Below are 17,875 nucleotides of genomic sequence, written 5' to 3' on the forward strand. Positions count from 1 at the left end.
ATTTTGCGTTAGGGATTGAAACGACATCCTTTTTGCCTTTTTGAGCAAAAAGATATAGTGTAAAGCCCGTTAAAACGCCCAAAAAAATTATTTCCCTTTTACAGCTAAAATCATTTTTAATTTGTTCTTATTTGCAATATCAATTACTTTCATTACATTTTTATAAGGTACGTCTTTATCTCCTCTAATTACAATGGTTTTCTTTTTATCGGTTCCAACGCTTTTTAAGATTTCGCTTTCTAAATTAGATGCATCTACTTTTGTTTTATCGATATAAAATATCGATTTATTTGTAATAGAAATGGCTACAGATTTACTGTTTTCTGTCTTTCCGCCAGCTTTTGGTAACAAAACATCAATTGCGCTTACGGTTACCAAAGTAGATGTTAACATAAAAAAGATTAACAATAAAAAAACAATATCTGTCATGGACGACATATTGAATGTTGGATCTACTTTATTTCTTCCGCGTAAATTCATAAGTTTCATTTGACAAGGGGTTTAAACCCCTTGTTATACTGGTTCGTTTAGCAAGTCTAAAAATTCTACAGATTTTGCTTCCATTTGATACACTACTTTATCTGTTCTAACGACTAAATGATTGTATGTAATGTATGCAATAATACCAACAATTAAACCTGCAACTGTGGTTGTCATGGCTGTATATAATCCGTCTGAAAGCATTTTAATATCGATTTGTCCGCCAGCATTTGCAATTTCGTGAATTGCAACAATCATTCCAATTACGGTGCCTAAAAACCCAATCATAGGTGCTGCTCCGGCAATTGTTGCCAAAACACTTACATTTTTTTCGAGCTGATATATTTCTAATTTACCAGCGGTTTCTATGGCTGTATTGATGTCTTCTAGAGGTTTTCCTATTCTCGAAATTCCTTTTTCTATTAAACGTGCAGTTGGTGTATTTTTACTTTTGCACAATGCATCTGCAGATTCTAATTTGCCGTTAGAAACATAATCTCTAATTTGGTTCATAAAATTTTTATCTACTTTAGAAGCGGCTTTAATTGCAAAAAATCGTTCGAAATAAATATAAATAGCGATTGCTAATAGCACAAAAAGGATTGCAATTATTATTTGGCCTCCTAAACCACCATCCATAATTAATTTATAGATAGATAATGTTTTTTCTTCGGAAACGGCTTCTTCTAACAGCTCTGTATTTTCTTGAAAAAGTAAAATCATGAATCTTTTTTTATGTTCTTTATATTAACGAGAAATCTTTTTTAAAATTGTTTTGTTTTGCCAAATCAATTTATGTTGCATAAAAAATGTCATTTCAAAGAAAAAAGATGAAATGACATTTTTTAGTTTATTTTTCTTTAATTAAAATAATGTTCTTGTAATCATAAATGTAGCAGAACCTACCACAAAACCAATTAACGCCAACCAAGATATTTTTTTTAAATACCAGAAAAAATCTATTTTTTCCATTCCCATGGCTACCACTCCTGCAGCAGAACCTATAATTAACATAGAGCCTCCTGTTCCTGCAGAAAATGCAATAAAGTGCCATAATTCGTTGTCTATTGGTTCCGAAAACATTCCTAAACTGGCAGCAACTAATGGTACGTTATCGATTACTGCAGAGCCAACACCTAACAGCATTACTACCAAATCAGATACTCCAGCTGTTCCTGCAGCGTGCATTTCTGTTCCCATCATTGGTACAGTTTCTTGTAGGGTTGATGCAAAATTGAATAAAATTCCTAATGATTCTAATGCAGCAACTGCCATTAAAATTCCTAAGAAAAATAAAATACTAGGCATTTCAATTTTAGATAATGATGCATGTACAGGACTGTGGTGTGCACCCATTGCATGTTCTTCTGCTTCTTCTCCTTCGATACTAGAAATAGAGAATTTAGAGTTACTATAAATTTCTGCAAAAGTAGCAACAACTGCTAAAGACAACATCATACCAACATAAGGTGGTAAATGTGTAATTGTTTTAAAAATAGGTACAAAAACAATGGCTCCTAAGCCTAAATATAACATTCTTCCACTATGTGGGCTTTTGGGTTTGTCATTTTCTTCTTCAAAATCTATTTCTCCTTTAAAAGCGGGTAAAAAAGAAGCGATAAATGCAGGAACAACCATACATAATAAAGATGGTATTAATAGATATTCTATTAATTTTAAAGTAGTTACTTTTTTACCAATCCAAAGCATTGTTGTGGTAACATCTCCAATTGGCGACCAAGCCCCACCTGCGTTTGCGGCAATAATAATTAAACCTGCAAACCAAATTCTTTCTTCTCTATTTTTAACAATTTTCTGAAGAATAGAAATCAATACAATGGTTGCTGTTAAATTGTCTATAATTGCAGATAAAATAAAAGCTAAGATCGAAAAAATCCATAAAATTTTTGTCTTTTTCTTTGTTTTAATAAAGCTTTTAATTGTTGAAAAGCCGTCGAAATAATCTATAATTTCTACAATTGTCATGGCACCTAAGAGGAAAACCAATATCTCTGCAGTTTTTCCTAAATGATGCAACAAGGTTTCTTCGACTAAATGTAACTTATCTTCATGTAGCATAGTGCCAAAACCTTCTACTAAAGAATGCTGACTGGAATCGAACCAATTTGTAAAATTATCTACGCCAAGTGCAACTAAAGCCCAACAAACAGCCATCATAATTAAGGCCGGTATTAGTTTGTCTAATTTTATATTGTGCTCTAGTGTAATGGCTAAATACCCCATTACGAATATAATTATAATTACTGATTCCATACTTTTAGTTTAATTTATATTAATTGTTTTAATGCTATTTCGAATGCTGTTGAGCATATATTTGTTTTTGATGCACTCTTTTTAAATGTCTTTTGCAATGCTTTTTTTATAACATTCGAAGTGTCTTTAAAAATAGCTTTGTCTTGCATTGGTAATGTTACTCTTGCTTCCATTAAGTAAGCAAAAACTCTGGCAATACCACAGTTCGAGATAAAATCTGGCAACAAACTTAAGTGATTATCTGTATATTCCATAATGGGACCAAAGAAAATTTCTTTGTCTGCAAAAGGTACATTTGCTCCTGGAGAAATTACTTCTAAACCTGTATTTATCATTTGTTGTACTTGATTTTGAGAAACCAATCTCGAAGCGGCTGCAGGAACAAAAATTTCTGCTGGTAAGCTCCAAATTTTTTCATTTATTTCTTCAAAAGGAATCATGTTTTTTGTTGATAATTGATTTCCGTTTTTCGAAAGAAACAATTCTGTCATTTCATTTTTAGTGAATCCTTTTTCGTTAATAACTCCACCCTGTCGATCTATAATTCCTACTACTTTTGCACCTAATTGAGTTAAATAATAAGCCGCAGCAGAACCTACATTTCCAAAACCTTGTACAATGGCACGTTTTCCTTTAATGTTTCCGCCATAAATATCGTAGTAATGTTTTACAGCTTCTGCAACTCCATACCCTGTTAACATGTCTGCAACTGTATATTTTCTAGTGATATCTGGCGAAAATTGTTCGTCTTCAATTACCTTAATAACTCCCATACGTAATTGGCCAATTCGGTTTATTTTATCGGCTTCAGATGGTTTAAAGTGCCCATTAAAAATACCTTCTTGCGGATGCCAAACACCACAATCTTCTGTAATTGGAATTACATCTTTATCTGCATCTACATTTAAATCTCCTCCAGTTCCATAATAATGTTTTAAAAGCGGAGTTACAGCTTTATACCAACGTTCTAAAACGCCTCTTTTTCTTGGGTCGTTTGGGTCGAAGTTAATGCCCGATTTTGCGCCACCAATTGCTGGGCCAGAGACTGTAAATTTCACCTCCATCGTTTTTGCCAAAGACATTACTTCGTTTTGGTCTAAGCCTTTTCTCATTCTTGTGCCACCACCTGCAGCACCTCCTCTTAAAGAGTTTATAACGGTCCAGCCTTCTGCTTCTGTTTCTTGGTCTTTCCAATGAAAAACAATTTCTGGCTGCTTATTTTCGTATCTTTTTAATAATTCTTTCATTCTATTTTTATAAATTCTCAACTTGTTTTTAACGAACTTTCAAATGCAATTTTTACAATATTGTTCAATTTTATTGAAGTTAAAGCTGATTCATACTTATATTTTTTTAGAATTATTATTTATTAACACTGTTACCTACAAACTTAATGTAAAAAAATGATTCTTTAAATTTTTTAAACCAAAAACTATGGTGTAAAAATAACACCCGAAGAATGATTTTTTTCGGCACCAGTTACCGATTTTAAACAATTAACTTGATTATCAAGCTTTAATAAGCCTAAAAAAGCAAAAATTAAGGCTTCTTTATAGTTGATAATTTTCTTGTTATTTTCTTTAATTTTAACATTTGAATGTTTTTCAATTTGTTTCATTAAAAATGAATTAAAAACACCACCTCCAGTAACTAAAACTGACTGGTTGCCCGCAATAACTTTACTTATTTGAATGGCAATATGTGCTACAAAAGTTCTTAATATCGAAGAAACATCTTTTTCAAAACGCTCAATTAAGGGAAATATTTCTTGTTGTACCCATTCCAATCCTAAAGATTTTGGGGGCTCTTTTTTGTAAAACTCTAAAGAATTCAATTTTTCTAACAACGGATCATTTATTTTTCCTTTAGATGCTATTTTTCCAAAGGCATCGTATTCTAAACCGATTTTATTTGCGTAAAAATTTAGTACAATGTTTACCGGACAAATATCGTACGCAATTCTTTCGCCATCTTTATCAAAAGAAATATTAGAAAAACCTCCTAAATTCAGGCAAAAATCATACTCGCCAAACAACAATTTATCTCCAATTGGTACCAAAGGCGCTCCTTGCCCTCCTAATTTTACATCTTGGGTTCTAAAATCGCAAATTACCTTTTGCTGTGTAATTTTTGCAATTTCTTTGCCAAAACCAATTTGTAGCGTAATTCCTTTTTGGGGTTGATGTAAAATTGTATGTCCATGTGAAGCTATAAAATCGATGTTTTTAATTTTAAAATTTAAGATGAAATGATTGATGATTTTGCCTAAATACTTTCCGTAAACAACATCTAAATCTTTTAACTCTTTATTAGAAAGATCCATTGCATTTTGCAATAACTGTTTCCATTCTAGCGAATACGGAATGGTTGTTGCATGCAAAATCTCGAAATTAGAATAACTACTTTTTTCAAAATTTGCATACACCAAATCTACTCCATCTAAAGACGTTCCAGACATTACTCCTATTGAAAAAACCTTCTTTTTATTCATATCTGTAAAAATAATAAAAGTCTATTGAAAATATGTTACGAAATCGATATCTTTACACTCTTAAATTACGAATATAACAATACTTACTATGAATTTTAGCTTAACAGAAGAACATATGATGATTCGCGATGCTGCAAGAGGCTTTGCGCAAACCGAATTGCTACCAGGAGTTATTGAAAGAGATAATAAACAAGAATTTCCACAAGAATTGGTGAAAAAAATGGGCGATTTGGGTTTTTTGGGAATTATGGTAGATCCAAAATATGGAGGAAGTGGAATGGATGCCATTTCTTACGTTTTAATTATGGAAGAATTGTCTAAAATAGACGCTTCTGCATCTGTAATTGTTTCTGTTAACAATTCTTTAGTTTGTTATGGTTTAGAAGCTTACGGAAGTGAAGCGCAAAAACAAAAATATTTAACCAAATTAGCCACAGGAGAATTTGTGGGGGCATTTTGTTTAAGTGAGCCAGAAGCAGGTTCAGATGCAACTTCGCAAGCAACAACTGCAGAAGATAAAGGCGACCATTATGTGATTAACGGAACAAAAAACTGGATTACAAGTGGTGGACGAGCAGATGTATATTTAGTAATTGCGCAAACAGATAAGGCAAAAGGGCACAGAGGAATTAATGCTTTTATTGTTGAAAAAGGAACAGAAGGTTTTCATATTGGTCCCAAAGAAGATAAATTAGGAATTCGTGGCTCAGACACACATACCTTGCAGTTTAATGATGTAAAAGTGCCCAAAGAAAATAGAATTGGTGAAGATGGTTTTGGTTTTAAATTCGCCATGAAAACACTTTCTGGGGGTAGAATTGGTATTGCTGCACAAGCTTTAGGTATTGCTGCTGGCGCTTATGAATTGGCTTTAAAATATTCTAAAGAACGCAAAGCTTTTGGTACAGAAATTTGTAATCATCAAGCAATTGCCTTTAAATTAGCAGATATGTACACAGAAATTGAAGCTGCTAGAATGTTGGTTATGAAAGCTGCTTGGGACAAAGATCAAGGGAACAATTACGATATGTCTTCTGCAATGGCGAAATTATACGCATCGAAAGTTGCCATGGAACAAACTGTAGAAGCTGTGCAAATTCACGGTGGAAATGGTTTTGTAAAAGAATATCATGTAGAGCGTTTAATGCGCGATGCAAAAATTACACAGATTTACGAAGGAACATCAGAAATTCAAAAAATTGTAATTTCGAGAGGTGTTATCAAAGGGTAAAATAGCTCATTATATAAGGTATAGAAATCCATCTTTTTAAAAGGTGGATTTTTTTTAGGGCGCAACCTTTCAGACTGGGCCTGGAGTTTATCTTGAGTGAAGTCAAAAGGTGTTCGCTTTTTTTATGAAAAATAAAAAAAGAGCTCAAACAAATGCAACAATCCTTTGCGCAACCTTATTTTGCTATTAATTTTCTAATTCGATATCAAATAATTGCAAACCAGACGCAGGTGCTATATTTCTCATAAACATTCTGTCGTTATCTGGTTTTAAAGAAGTTTTAATAAAATTTAAATCGAGGTTTCCTTTCCCCACTTCGAACAAAGTTGCCATTATCAGGCGAATTTGATATCTTAAAAAACCTTTTCCTTTTATTTTTAAAACGTAGCTCTTTTCAGGAAAAAAATTAGCTGTTAAAATATCATTTTCAACAATTTCACAAGAAGTGATGGTTCTTTTTAGAATTGTATTTTTAGATGGTTTGGTGCAATATTTATGAAAATAATGCTCGCCTTCAAATAGTTTTGCGGCTTTTATCATTATTTTAATGTCTAAATCTTCTTTTAAAGAAACCATAAAAGGTGCAGAAAAAGGATGGCTTTTACCGCCAAAAGCAAAGTAATAATGGTATTCTTTTGTTTTTGGAGCATTTATAATATTGTAACTTCTTTCTACCTTGTTTATAGAAAGCGCTCTAAAGTCTCCAGAAAAGTTAGCATTTAAAGACTTTAAGAATTCATTTTCTTTAATTTCTTCAAACGTAAAAAGTTGTAAATAGTAAGAGTTTGCAGATACTTTTGCATCTGTTCTTCCTACTCCAATGGTTTTGTAAGTTCCTTTTTTAATTACAAAAGAAATGGTTTTATCGACCATATCATGTAATGTTTTGGCATTTGCCTGCTTTTGCCAACCAGAAAATCGGAATCCTAAAAATTGAAGTTTAATTATATAAGAAAAAGAATATTTCATCTTTCAAAAATACAATAAAACTAAATTTAAATCGCAAACCCCGATTGCTGAAGTTTTATCTTCAAAATTTTAAAATCTTCATTTTTTCTTCATCAAAAACAAAAGAAAATAAACTTTTTTTTCAAAAAGTGCATTTTTATTGATATCGCAATTTTAAAGTTTGTTTTATGTTTACACCTTCTTTTTAATAGCCTTTAAAATTGTAAAAATACATTTTTATTAAAATTACCCCTATTTTTTTGAGGGTATAAAATAAAAATACATCATTTTTAAAAATCACACCCCTAAAATTAAAATACTTTTATATACATTTGACCCGTTCAATAAAATTTAAAGACAACTAACAATTAAAAAGAACAACTATTATGAAAAAAATCATTTTAACTTTATTAGTAACTACAAGTTTAGTAGCTACTGCACAAGAAGAAAAAGGTACATTTACAGTTAGTGGAACGGTTGATACTTACTACACAAGTAACCTTAAAGACAATTCATTAGGAAGTGTTGGTGTGTTGTATGGAGGTAGTGGTGCCGCAAATGGATTTGGTTTAGGAATGGCAAATACTATTTTTTCTTATGAAAAAGGAAAAGCTGGGGTGGTTGCAGATTTAGCTTATGGGCCAAGAGCGAATGCAGCGAATGCGTATGAAGGCGCAATTAATCAATTATATGCATACTATAAAGCATCAGAAAAAATTACTTTTACTTTAGGTCAGTTTAATACTTTTTATGGATATGAAGTTATTTCTCCCGCAGGAAACTTTAATTATTCTGTTTCTTACTTGTTTAACGCAGGGCCATTTTCTCATACAGGTTTAAAAATGGATTATGCAGCTTCAGAAGATTTATCTTTTATGTTAGCGGTTACAAATCCTCATGGTGTTACAGCAGGTGCGAATCCAAGTACAAATTATCAATTAGGGTTTCAAACGGGTTATAAAGGGCAGTATTTTAACTTTGCTTACGGGGCAGATGGGTTTGGCTTTAACGATGTTTTATACCTAGATTATACAGGTGGTTTCGATGTATCAGACTCTTTTTATTTAGGAATTAATGCAGCCTATTCTAATTCTAAGGATGCAGATGCTGGTTACCAAGGTGTTGCTTTATACTTGCAAAATACATTTAGCGATACGTTTTCTTTAGGGTTAAGGCCAGAATATTTTCAAACAACTTCTGGGGCTGGAGATGCAAGTGTAACTGCGATTACGTTATCAGGGAACATTTCTTTAACAGAAAGCTTAAATCTTATTCCAGAGGTTAGATACGACTCTTCAGACGATATGATTATTCCAGGTTTTCCAACTCAAGATAGTATGACTGGTGTTACTTTAGCCGCAGTTTACTCATTCTAATACTCAAACAAATAATATTTATTAATTATGAAAAAAATAGAAGCAATCATTAGAAAATCGAAATTTAGTGCAGTAAGAGATGCACTACATGAAGTAGGGGTTAATTTCTTTTCTTATTGGGATGTTACTGGTTTAGGTAACGAACAAGAAGGACATGTTTATAGAGGAATTAGCTATAGTACAAGCGACATTCAAAGAAGATATATCTCTATTGTTGTGAATGATAATTTCGAAAAAATTACGATCAATACAATAATTGAAGCGGCCTCTACAGGAGAAGTTGGCGATGGAAAAATTTTCGTAAGCGACATTATAGATGCTTACAGAATTAGAACTGGAGAAAAAGGAGGACAAACTTTAAACTAAACTATTACACTATTTTTTATTATGGAATTACTTACAACAAATAATGTATGGATGATGATCTGTACAGCACTGGTTTTCTTTATGCATACTGGTTTTGCATTTTTAGAAATTGGTTTAACAAGACAAAAAAACACCATTAATATTTTATTTAAGAACATTTTTATTATTACAGTTGGTTTGCTATTGTATGCATTCGTTGGTTTTAACTTAATGTACCCAACTTGGGGTGCTAATGCATCTGGTTATTTAGGAGACTTCGTATTTGGGCTTTCTTCTCCATTAACAGCAGAAGGAACATTGGACTTAGCTTATAACGAAGGTTATACTTATTGGACAGACTTCTTATTCCAAGGAATGTTTGCTGCTACAGCTGCAACCATTGTTTCTGGAGCTGTTGCAGAAAGAATGAAAATAGGACCATTTATGATTTTTACAATCTTGTATGTAGGATTCGTTTACCCAATTGCTGGTTCTTGGAAATGGGGTGGTGGCTTTTTAGATCAATTATCAACTCCTTTTTACGATTTTGCAGGTTCTACCTTAGTGCACTCTGTTGGTGGTTGGGCTGCCTTAGTGGCAGTTTGCTTATTGGGTTCTAGAATTGGAAAATTTAAAAACGGAAAAATACAAGCCATTCCTGGTCACAACATTCCATTAGCAACTGCAGGAGTTTTAATTCTTTGGTTAGGCTGGTTTGGTTTTAACGGAGGTTCTGTTTTATCTGCAGACCCAACATTAACCTCTTTAACCTTAGTAACAACTTGTTTAGCGGCTGCAGCAGGTGGAGTGGTTGCAGCCCTGGTTTCTACATTTATGTATAAAAATTTAGATTTAACAATGTTTCTAAACGGAATTTTAGGAGGGTTAGTTGGTATTACTGCGGGTGCAGATCAAATGTCGCCAACAGATGCTATTTTAATTGGAGGAATTGCTGGAGCATTAATTGTATTTGCTGTAAGTTTAATCGATAAATTAAAATTAGACGACCCTGTTGGGGCAATTGCTGTTCACTTAGTTTGTGGAATTTGGGGAACCTTAGCTGTTGGAATTTTTGGAAAATTAGCTAGTGGTGCACAATTCTTAAGTCAGTTAATTGGTGTAGCTTGTTATGCAGTTTTCTGCTTAATAACTTCGTTTATAATTATATTCGCCCTAAAGAAAACCATAGGAATACGTGTTAGCGAAAAAGAAGAACTAGAAGGTTTAGATGCTCACGAACATGGTATGGATGCATATCCAGACTTTCGTTTAAACGAACATTAACTCATAAAACACCCCTTATTTTACCTGCAAATTTTTTAAAATTTGCAGGTTTCCCCTTTTTTATGAATATCACAATATAATATCATTTAATTATTATTACTGAATTATTTCTAGTGAATTTTTATTTTCATCATAAAAATTATATTAAAAGCTCATAAACAGTACTTTTTTCTCAATAAAAAATATAAATTAGCAGATATAATTTATTATAATATGGAGAAACAAGGCTTATATTTACCCGAATTTGAACACGAAAATTGCGGTGCAGGATTTATCTGTAATTTAAATGGAGAAAAGACAAATCAAATTATACACGATGCTTTAGAAATTCTAGTAAAACTAGAACATAGAGGAGGTGTTAGTTCTGATGGAAAAACAGGAGATGGGGCTGGTTTATTAATCGATATTCCTCACAAATATTTTAAAAGAGTTTGTGATTTCTCGCTTCCTGAACAAAGAGAATATGCTGTTGGAATGGTTTTTTTACCAAAAGCAAAAAACCAATATAATTTTTGTAAATCTACTTTCGAAAATCAAATAAAAGCACAGGGGCTTTCTATCCTAGGGTGGAGAAATGTTCCTGTAGATTCTACCCAACTAGGACCAATTGCATTGGCTTCCGAACCCAATATCGAGCAAATTTTTGTTGGTAAAAACGAAGAAGATTTAGACGAAGCGACCTTTAAAGCAAAACTGTATGCTGCTCGTAAAATAGCAGAACATAAAATAAGAAAGTCTAAAACTTCCGAAAGTCATTATTTTTACGTTTCAAGCTTGTCTATAACCACTATTATCTATAAAGGTATTATTATGCCTGAAGATATTGGGCTGTATTATAAAGACCTCCAAGAATTAGATTTGGTTACTCGTTTGGCGTTGGTGCACCAACGTTTTTCAACCAATACAATGCCAACTTGGGAGTTGGCACAACCATTTAGACACATGTGTCAGAATGGAGAAATTAATACCTTACGTGGTAATGTAAGTAGAATGCGTGTGCGAGAAGAAATCATGAAAAGTGATGTTTTTGGGCCACAAATCGAAGAATTATTCCCAATTATTTTACCAGGAAAATCAGATTCTGCTTCTATGGATATGGTAGTAGAATTACTAACGCACACAGGACGTTCTTTACCAGAAATTATGATGATGATGATTCCTGAAGCGTGGGAAAAACACAAAACAATGTCTAAAGAGCGTAAAGCTTTTTACGAATACAATAGTTGTATTATGGAACCTTGGGACGGCCCAGCATCTGTACCATTTACAGACGGAGATTACATTGGAGCATTACTCGATAGAAATGGTTTAAGACCTTCAAGATATACCGTTACAAAAAGTGGAAAGTTAATTATGTCATCTGAAATTGGTGTGGTTAACATCGCTCCAGAAGACGTAAAAAAACACGGTAGATTAGAGCCAGGGAAAATGTTCTTGGTGGACATGAATGAGGGTAGAATTATTGAAGATGAAGAAATAAAAGCAAAAATTGTTTTAGAAAGACCTTACCAAGAATGGCTAGATAAAACGCGTTTGCATTTAAAAGATGTACCTTATACTGGAGATACTTGCCCAATTGAAACCATAGATATTAAAACACGCCAACGTTTGTTTAATTATACTTTTGAAGATATTCAAGAAGTAATTACGCCAATGGCACAAGTTGGTAAAGAGGCGTTAGGTTCTATGGGAATTGATACTCCTTTGGCAGTTTTATCTGACAGGCCACAATTAATTTCTAACTATTTTAAACAACTATTTGCACAGGTTACAAACCCACCTTTAGATGGTATTCGCGAAGAAATTGTAACAGATATCAGTTTAAACCTAGGAAAAGATAGAAATATTTTTAGCATTACAGAAAGACAGTGTAGAAAATTAAATATTAAAAACCCTGTGATTTCTAATGCCGATTTAGAAAAAATTAGAAGTATAAATATTGAAAGTTTTAAAGCAACCACCATAAATATTTTATATCCAAAAGCAAAAGGATTAAATGGGCTGGAAGATGCTTTAGATAATATTGTTATTCAAGTTGAAAAAGCAATTGAAAATAAGAATAACATCATCATTCTTTCAGACAGAGGTGTCAATCAAGAATTTGCCCCAATTCCTGCTTTGTTAGCGTGTTCTTTTGTAAACCATCAATTAAATCGTTTAAGAAAACGTTCTTTTTTCGATATCATTATAGAGTCAGCAGAACCTCGTGAACCTCATCATTTTGCAACTTTATTTGGTTATGGAGCAAGTGCCATCAACCCTTATATGGTAAACGAAATTATTAGAGCACAAGTAAAAGAAGGCTTTATTGTTGGTATGGACGAACAAAAAGCCGTAGATAATTTCAATAAAGCAATTGGAAAAGGAATCTTAAAAGTGATGAACAAAATCGGAATCTCGACTTTACATTCGTATAGAGGTTCTCAAATTTTCGAAATTGTTGGTTTTAATTCACAGTTTGTAGAAAAATACTTTCCATACACAGCTTCAAGAATCGAAGGGATTGGTTTATATGAAATTGAAAAAGAAATAGATCAACGTTACAAACAAGCATATCCAGACAATCAAATTGATAAAAATTTAGGTTTAAATATTGGTGGAGATTACAGATGGAGAAGAAATGGAGAACGTCATTTATTCAACCCAACTACCGTAGCAAAATTACAACAAGCGGTTCGTTTAAGCGATCAAGCAAGTTACGATGTGTATTCTAAAGCCATTAACGAGCAAGCCGAAAATTTAATGACCATTCGTGGTTTATTTCAGTTCGATAATTTAGATCCAATTCCTTTAGAAGAAGTAGAACCCTGGACAGAAATTGTAAAACGCTTTAAAACAGGTGCCATGTCTTATGGATCAATTTCTAGAGAAGCGCACGAAAATTTAGCCATTGCAATGAACAGAATTGGTGGAAAATCTAATTCTGGTGAAGGCGGTGAAGATAGAAAACGTTTTCAAAAAGACATCAATGGAGATAGTAGAAACTCGGCAATAAAACAAGTGGCTTCTGGTAGATTTGGTGTGACCTCTCACTATTTAACGAATGCTAGAGAAATTCAAATTAAAATGGCACAAGGTGCAAAACCTGGTGAAGGTGGTCAATTACCTGGTTATAAAGTGTTGCCTTGGATTGCAAATGCAAGAAACTCAACGCCTTTTGTAGGTTTAATTTCTCCTCCTCCACATCACGATATTTATTCAATTGAAGATTTAGCTCAATTAATTTACGATTTAAAAAATGCAAATCGTGAAGCGAGAATTAATGTAAAATTAGTTTCTGAAGTTGGTGTTGGAACCATTGCTGCTGGTGTTGCAAAAGCAAAAGCAGATGTTGTTTTAATTGCTGGTTACGATGGGGGTACTGGAGCTTCTCCTTTAACATCATTAAAACACGCAGGTTTGCCTTGGGAGCTTGGTTTGTCTGAAGCACAACAAACTTTGGTGATGAATAACTTAAGAAGTAGAATTGTGGTAGAATGCGATGGGCAATTAAAAACCGGTAGAGATGTTGCAATTGCAGCCTTATTAGGGGCAGAAGAATTTGGTTTTGCAACAGCTCCTTTAGTCGCTTCTGGTTGTATTATGATGCGTAAATGCCACCTAAATACCTGTCCAGTTGGTATTGCCACTCAAGATAAAGAGTTGCGCAAAAACTTTAAAGGAACCCCAGAACATGTTATTAATTTCTTCTATTATATTGCTGAAGAATTAAGAAAAATAATGGCAGAACTTGGTTTTAGAACTGTAGCCGAAATGGTGGGGCAAACGCATAAAATTAATGCGAATAGAGCCATAAAACACTACAAAGCAAAAGGATTAGATTTGTCTAGTATTTTGCACAGACCAATGGGGTACGATCATCTTCCCGTAAGAAACACAGAACAGCAAGATCATAATTTAGATGAAGTTTTAGACTTTACTATTTTAAAAGATTCACATAGAGCTTTATATCGTAAAGAAAAAATGAATCTTTCGTACTCTATAAAAAATACAGATCGAACAGTTGGAGCAATTGTTAGTAACGAAATTTCTAAAATTTATGGGCATTTAGGTTTACCTGAAGATACATTAAATGTTAATTTCACAGGTTCTGCAGGGCAAAGTTTTGGAGCTTTTGGGGCACATGGTTTAACATTTACTTTAAGTGGTAATACAAATGATTATTTAGGAAAAGGATTGTCTGGAGCCAAATTAATTGTTAAAAAACCAGCAGAAGCAGATTTTATTGCAGAAAACAATATCATTGTAGGAAATGTTTGTTTGTTTGGAGCTATCGAAGGCGAAGCCTACATAAACGGAATCGCAGGAGAACGTTTTGCGGTTCGAAATTCGGGTGCAAAAACAGTTGTAGAAGGTGTTGGAGACCACTGTTGTGAATACATGACTGGTGGAAAAGTAATTGTTTTAGGAAAAACGGGAAGAAATTTTGCTGCTGGAATGAGTGGAGGAATTGCTTATGTATATGATCCTGAAAACAAATTTGTAAATGGTCTTTGCAATACAGAAACCATCGAATTCGAAGAAGTTTCAGACATCGATGCATTAGACTTAAAAACAACCATAGAAAAACACGTTTTATATACAAATAGTAAAAAAGGTGCTACTTTATTGGCAAATTGGGATACAAGTTTAAAAAACTTTGTAAAAGTAATGCCAATAGAATATAAAAAAGCACTAAAACGTTTAGAAACAGAAGAACCAATGTTCGAAGAATTAACAAAAGCATAATGTCATGGGAAAAGTAACAGGATTTAAAGAATTTGAAAGACAAGATGAAAAATACATTTCTGTAAAAGATCGTATAAAGCATTACAAAGAATTTACAGTTCCTCTTTCAGAAAAAGAATTAACAAAGCAAGGTTCACGTTGTATGGATTGTGGTATTCCCTTTTGCCATAGTGGCTGTCCGTTAGGAAATCTAATTCCAGATTTTAATCATATGGTACATCAAGGTGAATGGAAAAAAGCTTCTTGGATTCTACATTCAACAAACAATTTTCCTGAATTTACAGGTCGTTTATGTCCTGCTCCGTGCGAAAAATCATGTGTATTAGGTATTATTGAAGACCCAGTATCTATTGAAAATATCGAGAAAAACATTGTAGAACGTGCTTTTAAAGAAGGATGGATTAAGCCACAGCCTCCAAAAACAAGAACTGGAAAAACAGTTGCTATTGTAGGCTCTGGTCCTGCTGGTTTAGCGGCTGCACAACAATTAAACAGAGCGGGTCATACAGTTACGGTTTTCGAAAGAGACGACGAAGTTGGCGGGTTACTACGATATGGAATTCCGAATTTTAAAATGGAAAAAGAAATTATCGATAGAAGAATTGCTATTTTAGAAGCAGAAGGAATTACTTTTAAAACCAATGTAAATGTAGGCGTTAATTACAATATCGAAAAATTAAAAAGTTTCGATGCTGTAGTTTTATGTGGGGGTGCAACAGAAAGAAGAAGTTTACCAACTCCAGGAATAGATGCAGATGGCGTTGTACAAGCAATGGATTTTTTAACACAGCAAACAAAAGTTTTATTTGGCAAAGAAGTAAAAGACCAAGTGATGGCTACAGGTAAAAATGTAATTGTAATTGGTGGTGGAGACACAGGTTCAGACTGTATTGGAACTTCAAACAGGCAAGGAGCAAAGTCTGTCGTTAATTTCGAAATTATGCCAAAACCTCCTGGACACCGTTCTCCAACAACTCCTTGGCCTTTTTGGCCTTTACAGTTAAAAACTTCCTCTTCTCACGAAGAAGGTGTAGAACGTAATTGGTTAATTAACACCAAAGAATTTGTAACCGATGAAAATGGAAAATTAACTGCATTAAAAACAGTAAATGTTGAGTGGAAAATGGTTCCAGGACAAAGACCACAATTAATAGAAATTAAAGGTACAGAAAAAACTTGGCCATGTGATTTGGCACTATTAGCCCTTGGTTTTACAGGTCCAGAAAGCACTTTAGCAGATCAATTAGGGATAGATAAAGATGCTCGTTCGAATTACAAAGCAGAATATGGAAAATATCAAACAAATGTTTCTAACATTTTTACAGCTGGTGATATGAGGCGAGGGCAATCTTTAATTGTTTGGGCAATCTCCGAAGGTAGAGAAGCTGCAAGACAAGTAGATATTTATTTAATGGGTAAATCAGAATTACCATCTAAAGATGTTTCTGGAGATTTGGTAGCTATGTAATTCAAGAACTACTATTATATATTGTGTAGTTTAGTCTAAATGCCTTTTTCGAATAAAAGAAGCTGTCACAAAAGTAAATTTTACTGTCGTTTTGAGTGAAGTTGAAAAGTCTAAAATACTAATATTCAATAAATAAGATTTTTCTGTTAGCGTAGAAATGACAAATTTTAATACTTTTGAGACAGCTTCTTTTTGTTTACAAAACTGAGTAATAAAAATCAAATTTTTGTAATTCACGCATAATTTTTGGAACTGCTCCTGTACATTTCTTAAATTTCTAAGTATCTTTCCAGCGAAACTAAAAATTAATAAAATTTGAGTGTATTTGAAATTATAGGTTGGATTGGATCTGCGCTTTTTATTGTCTCGTATTTTCTACTAAGTACAAATAAATTGAAAGCAGACAATATTCCGTATCAATTAATGAATATATTAGGCGGTTTATGCCTTGTAATTTCGGCATATAGCACAAAAGACAATCCAAATTTATTTACAAATCTTGTTTGGATGTTTATAGGCCTTTTCGCTGTCGTACAAATCGTAAAGAAAAGGGCTAAGAAAAACTAAAATGAAAGTTGTTTTTTTTTAGTGAATTGAAGCAAATTTAGAGCTGTATGTTTATATTCGTTTAATTTCTCTATATAATCTTCATCGAGATCATATAAAGATAAGTAATAGTAAGCACCTTCGACAATAATAAATATTAAATCTGCTGTTTTTTTAGGATCATCTACATCAATTTCTCCGTTTTTTTTAGCATCTTCAATAACCTCACTTAGTAATAACCTTAAATTGTCGTGAAGTTTCCTGTAGGCTGTTTTAATTTTTTTATTTCTAAAAATCAATGCAAATGAGCTATAAAAAACACTATCATCGATAAGTGCATTCCATTCTCTTGAAAATAAATTATCAACCAAGCGTAATATTTGGGGTTCCCCTTTATTGTTTGTAGAACTGGCAGATAGGTAAATTTGTCTGTAGCGCTTTAAGATGTAATTGATAAGTTCGAAGATTAAATCGTCTTTAGAGTTAAAATAATGCAGTACTAAACTAGTGTTAACACCCATTTCTTTAGCAACTTTCGCTAAAGAAGCATTTTCCAACCCTTCTCTTTGAGCTACAGTATAAAAAGATTCTATAATTTCTTTTTGCCGTACATTTTTTAAACTTTTCCTTCCCATATTTATATTACATTATATATAGAGCAAATTTAACTTTAACTTTACAAAAGTAACACTTTAATTTTAAAT

Annotated in this window: 14 protein-coding genes; 7 read left to right on the forward strand and 7 right to left on the reverse strand. The window is 32.9% G+C overall.

The window, feature by feature from the left end; translation table 11 throughout:
* Positions 1-87: 87 nt before the first annotated feature.
* The 5 genes from JL193_RS14405 to JL193_RS14425 form a co-directional block, all read right to left on the reverse strand.
* Positions 88-480, reverse strand: coding sequence for an ExbD/TolR family protein (locus JL193_RS14405; RefSeq protein ID WP_207973484.1), 393 nt, complete (start codon positions 478-480; stop codon positions 88-90).
* 33 nt (positions 481-513) lie between these two features.
* Positions 514-1,203: a MotA/TolQ/ExbB proton channel family protein gene (locus JL193_RS14410; protein ID WP_207971453.1), complete on the reverse strand. Its 690-nt coding sequence runs from the start codon at positions 1,201-1,203 to the stop codon at positions 514-516.
* A 141-nt stretch (positions 1,204-1,344) separates the two neighbouring features.
* Positions 1,345-2,754, reverse strand: coding sequence for a sodium:proton antiporter NhaD (nhaD, locus tag JL193_RS14415; RefSeq protein WP_207971454.1), 1,410 nt, complete (start codon positions 2,752-2,754; stop codon positions 1,345-1,347).
* Between the two features lie 14 nt (positions 2,755-2,768).
* Positions 2,769-4,001 carry a Glu/Leu/Phe/Val dehydrogenase dimerization domain-containing protein gene (locus JL193_RS14420; RefSeq protein ID WP_207971455.1) on the reverse strand — a complete coding sequence of 411 codons (1,233 nt, stop codon included), beginning with the start codon at positions 3,999-4,001 and terminating at the stop codon, positions 2,769-2,771.
* Between the two features lie 185 nt (positions 4,002-4,186).
* The gene (locus tag JL193_RS14425) at positions 4,187-5,245 is read right to left on the reverse strand and encodes an anhydro-N-acetylmuramic acid kinase (protein WP_207971456.1); all 1,059 of its coding nucleotides are present in this window, start codon (positions 5,243-5,245) and stop codon (positions 4,187-4,189) included.
* 88 nt (positions 5,246-5,333) lie between these two features.
* Here JL193_RS14425 and JL193_RS14430 point away from each other — a divergent pair, with 88 nt between their 5' ends.
* Positions 5,334-6,476 carry an acyl-CoA dehydrogenase gene (locus tag JL193_RS14430; RefSeq protein ID WP_207971457.1) on the forward strand — a complete coding sequence of 381 codons (1,143 nt, stop codon included), beginning with the start codon at positions 5,334-5,336 and terminating at the stop codon, positions 6,474-6,476.
* A gap of 186 nt (positions 6,477-6,662) precedes the next feature.
* On the opposite strand, the gene JL193_RS14435 is transcribed toward JL193_RS14430, so the two are convergent.
* Positions 6,663-7,445 (reverse strand): tRNA pseudouridine synthase A, encoded by a 783-nt coding sequence (locus JL193_RS14435; protein WP_207971458.1) that lies wholly within the window; start codon positions 7,443-7,445, stop codon positions 6,663-6,665.
* A 365-nt stretch (positions 7,446-7,810) separates the two neighbouring features.
* Between JL193_RS14435 and JL193_RS14440 the strand changes: the two genes are divergently transcribed.
* The 6 genes from JL193_RS14440 (at position 7,811) to JL193_RS17580 (ending at position 17,192) form a co-directional block, all read left to right on the forward strand.
* Positions 7,811-8,800, forward strand: coding sequence for an outer membrane beta-barrel protein (locus JL193_RS14440; protein WP_207971459.1), 990 nt, complete (start codon positions 7,811-7,813; stop codon positions 8,798-8,800).
* Between the two features lie 27 nt (positions 8,801-8,827).
* Positions 8,828-9,166 carry a P-II family nitrogen regulator gene (locus tag JL193_RS14445; RefSeq protein WP_207971460.1) on the forward strand — a complete coding sequence of 113 codons (339 nt, stop codon included), beginning with the start codon at positions 8,828-8,830 and terminating at the stop codon, positions 9,164-9,166.
* Between the two features lie 21 nt (positions 9,167-9,187).
* Positions 9,188-10,429 carry an ammonium transporter gene (locus tag JL193_RS14450; RefSeq protein ID WP_207971461.1) on the forward strand — a complete coding sequence of 414 codons (1,242 nt, stop codon included), beginning with the start codon at positions 9,188-9,190 and terminating at the stop codon, positions 10,427-10,429.
* Positions 10,430-10,642: 213 nt separating this feature from the next.
* Complete coding sequence (gene gltB / locus JL193_RS14455) at positions 10,643-15,157, forward strand: glutamate synthase large subunit (protein WP_207971462.1); 4,515 nt, start codon at positions 10,643-10,645, stop codon at positions 15,155-15,157.
* A 4-nt stretch (positions 15,158-15,161) separates the two neighbouring features.
* Entirely contained in the window at positions 15,162-16,625 is a 1,464-nt protein-coding gene (locus JL193_RS14460; RefSeq protein WP_207971463.1) for a glutamate synthase subunit beta, read from the forward strand.
* 315 nt (positions 16,626-16,940) lie between these two features.
* Entirely contained in the window at positions 16,941-17,192 is a 252-nt protein-coding gene (locus JL193_RS17580) for a CBU_0592 family membrane protein (RefSeq protein WP_437440080.1), read from the forward strand.
* On the opposite strand, the gene JL193_RS14465 is transcribed toward JL193_RS17580, so the two are convergent.
* The gene (locus JL193_RS14465; RefSeq protein ID WP_207971464.1) at positions 17,189-17,806 is read right to left on the reverse strand and encodes a TetR family transcriptional regulator; all 618 of its coding nucleotides are present in this window, start codon (positions 17,804-17,806) and stop codon (positions 17,189-17,191) included. The genes JL193_RS17580 and JL193_RS14465 overlap by 4 nt on opposite strands.
* Positions 17,807-17,875 lie beyond the last annotated feature (69 nt).

Origin of the sequence: Polaribacter batillariae (assembly GCF_017498485.1) — a bacterium.
GTDB lineage: Bacteria > Bacteroidota > Bacteroidia > Flavobacteriales > Flavobacteriaceae > Polaribacter > Polaribacter batillariae.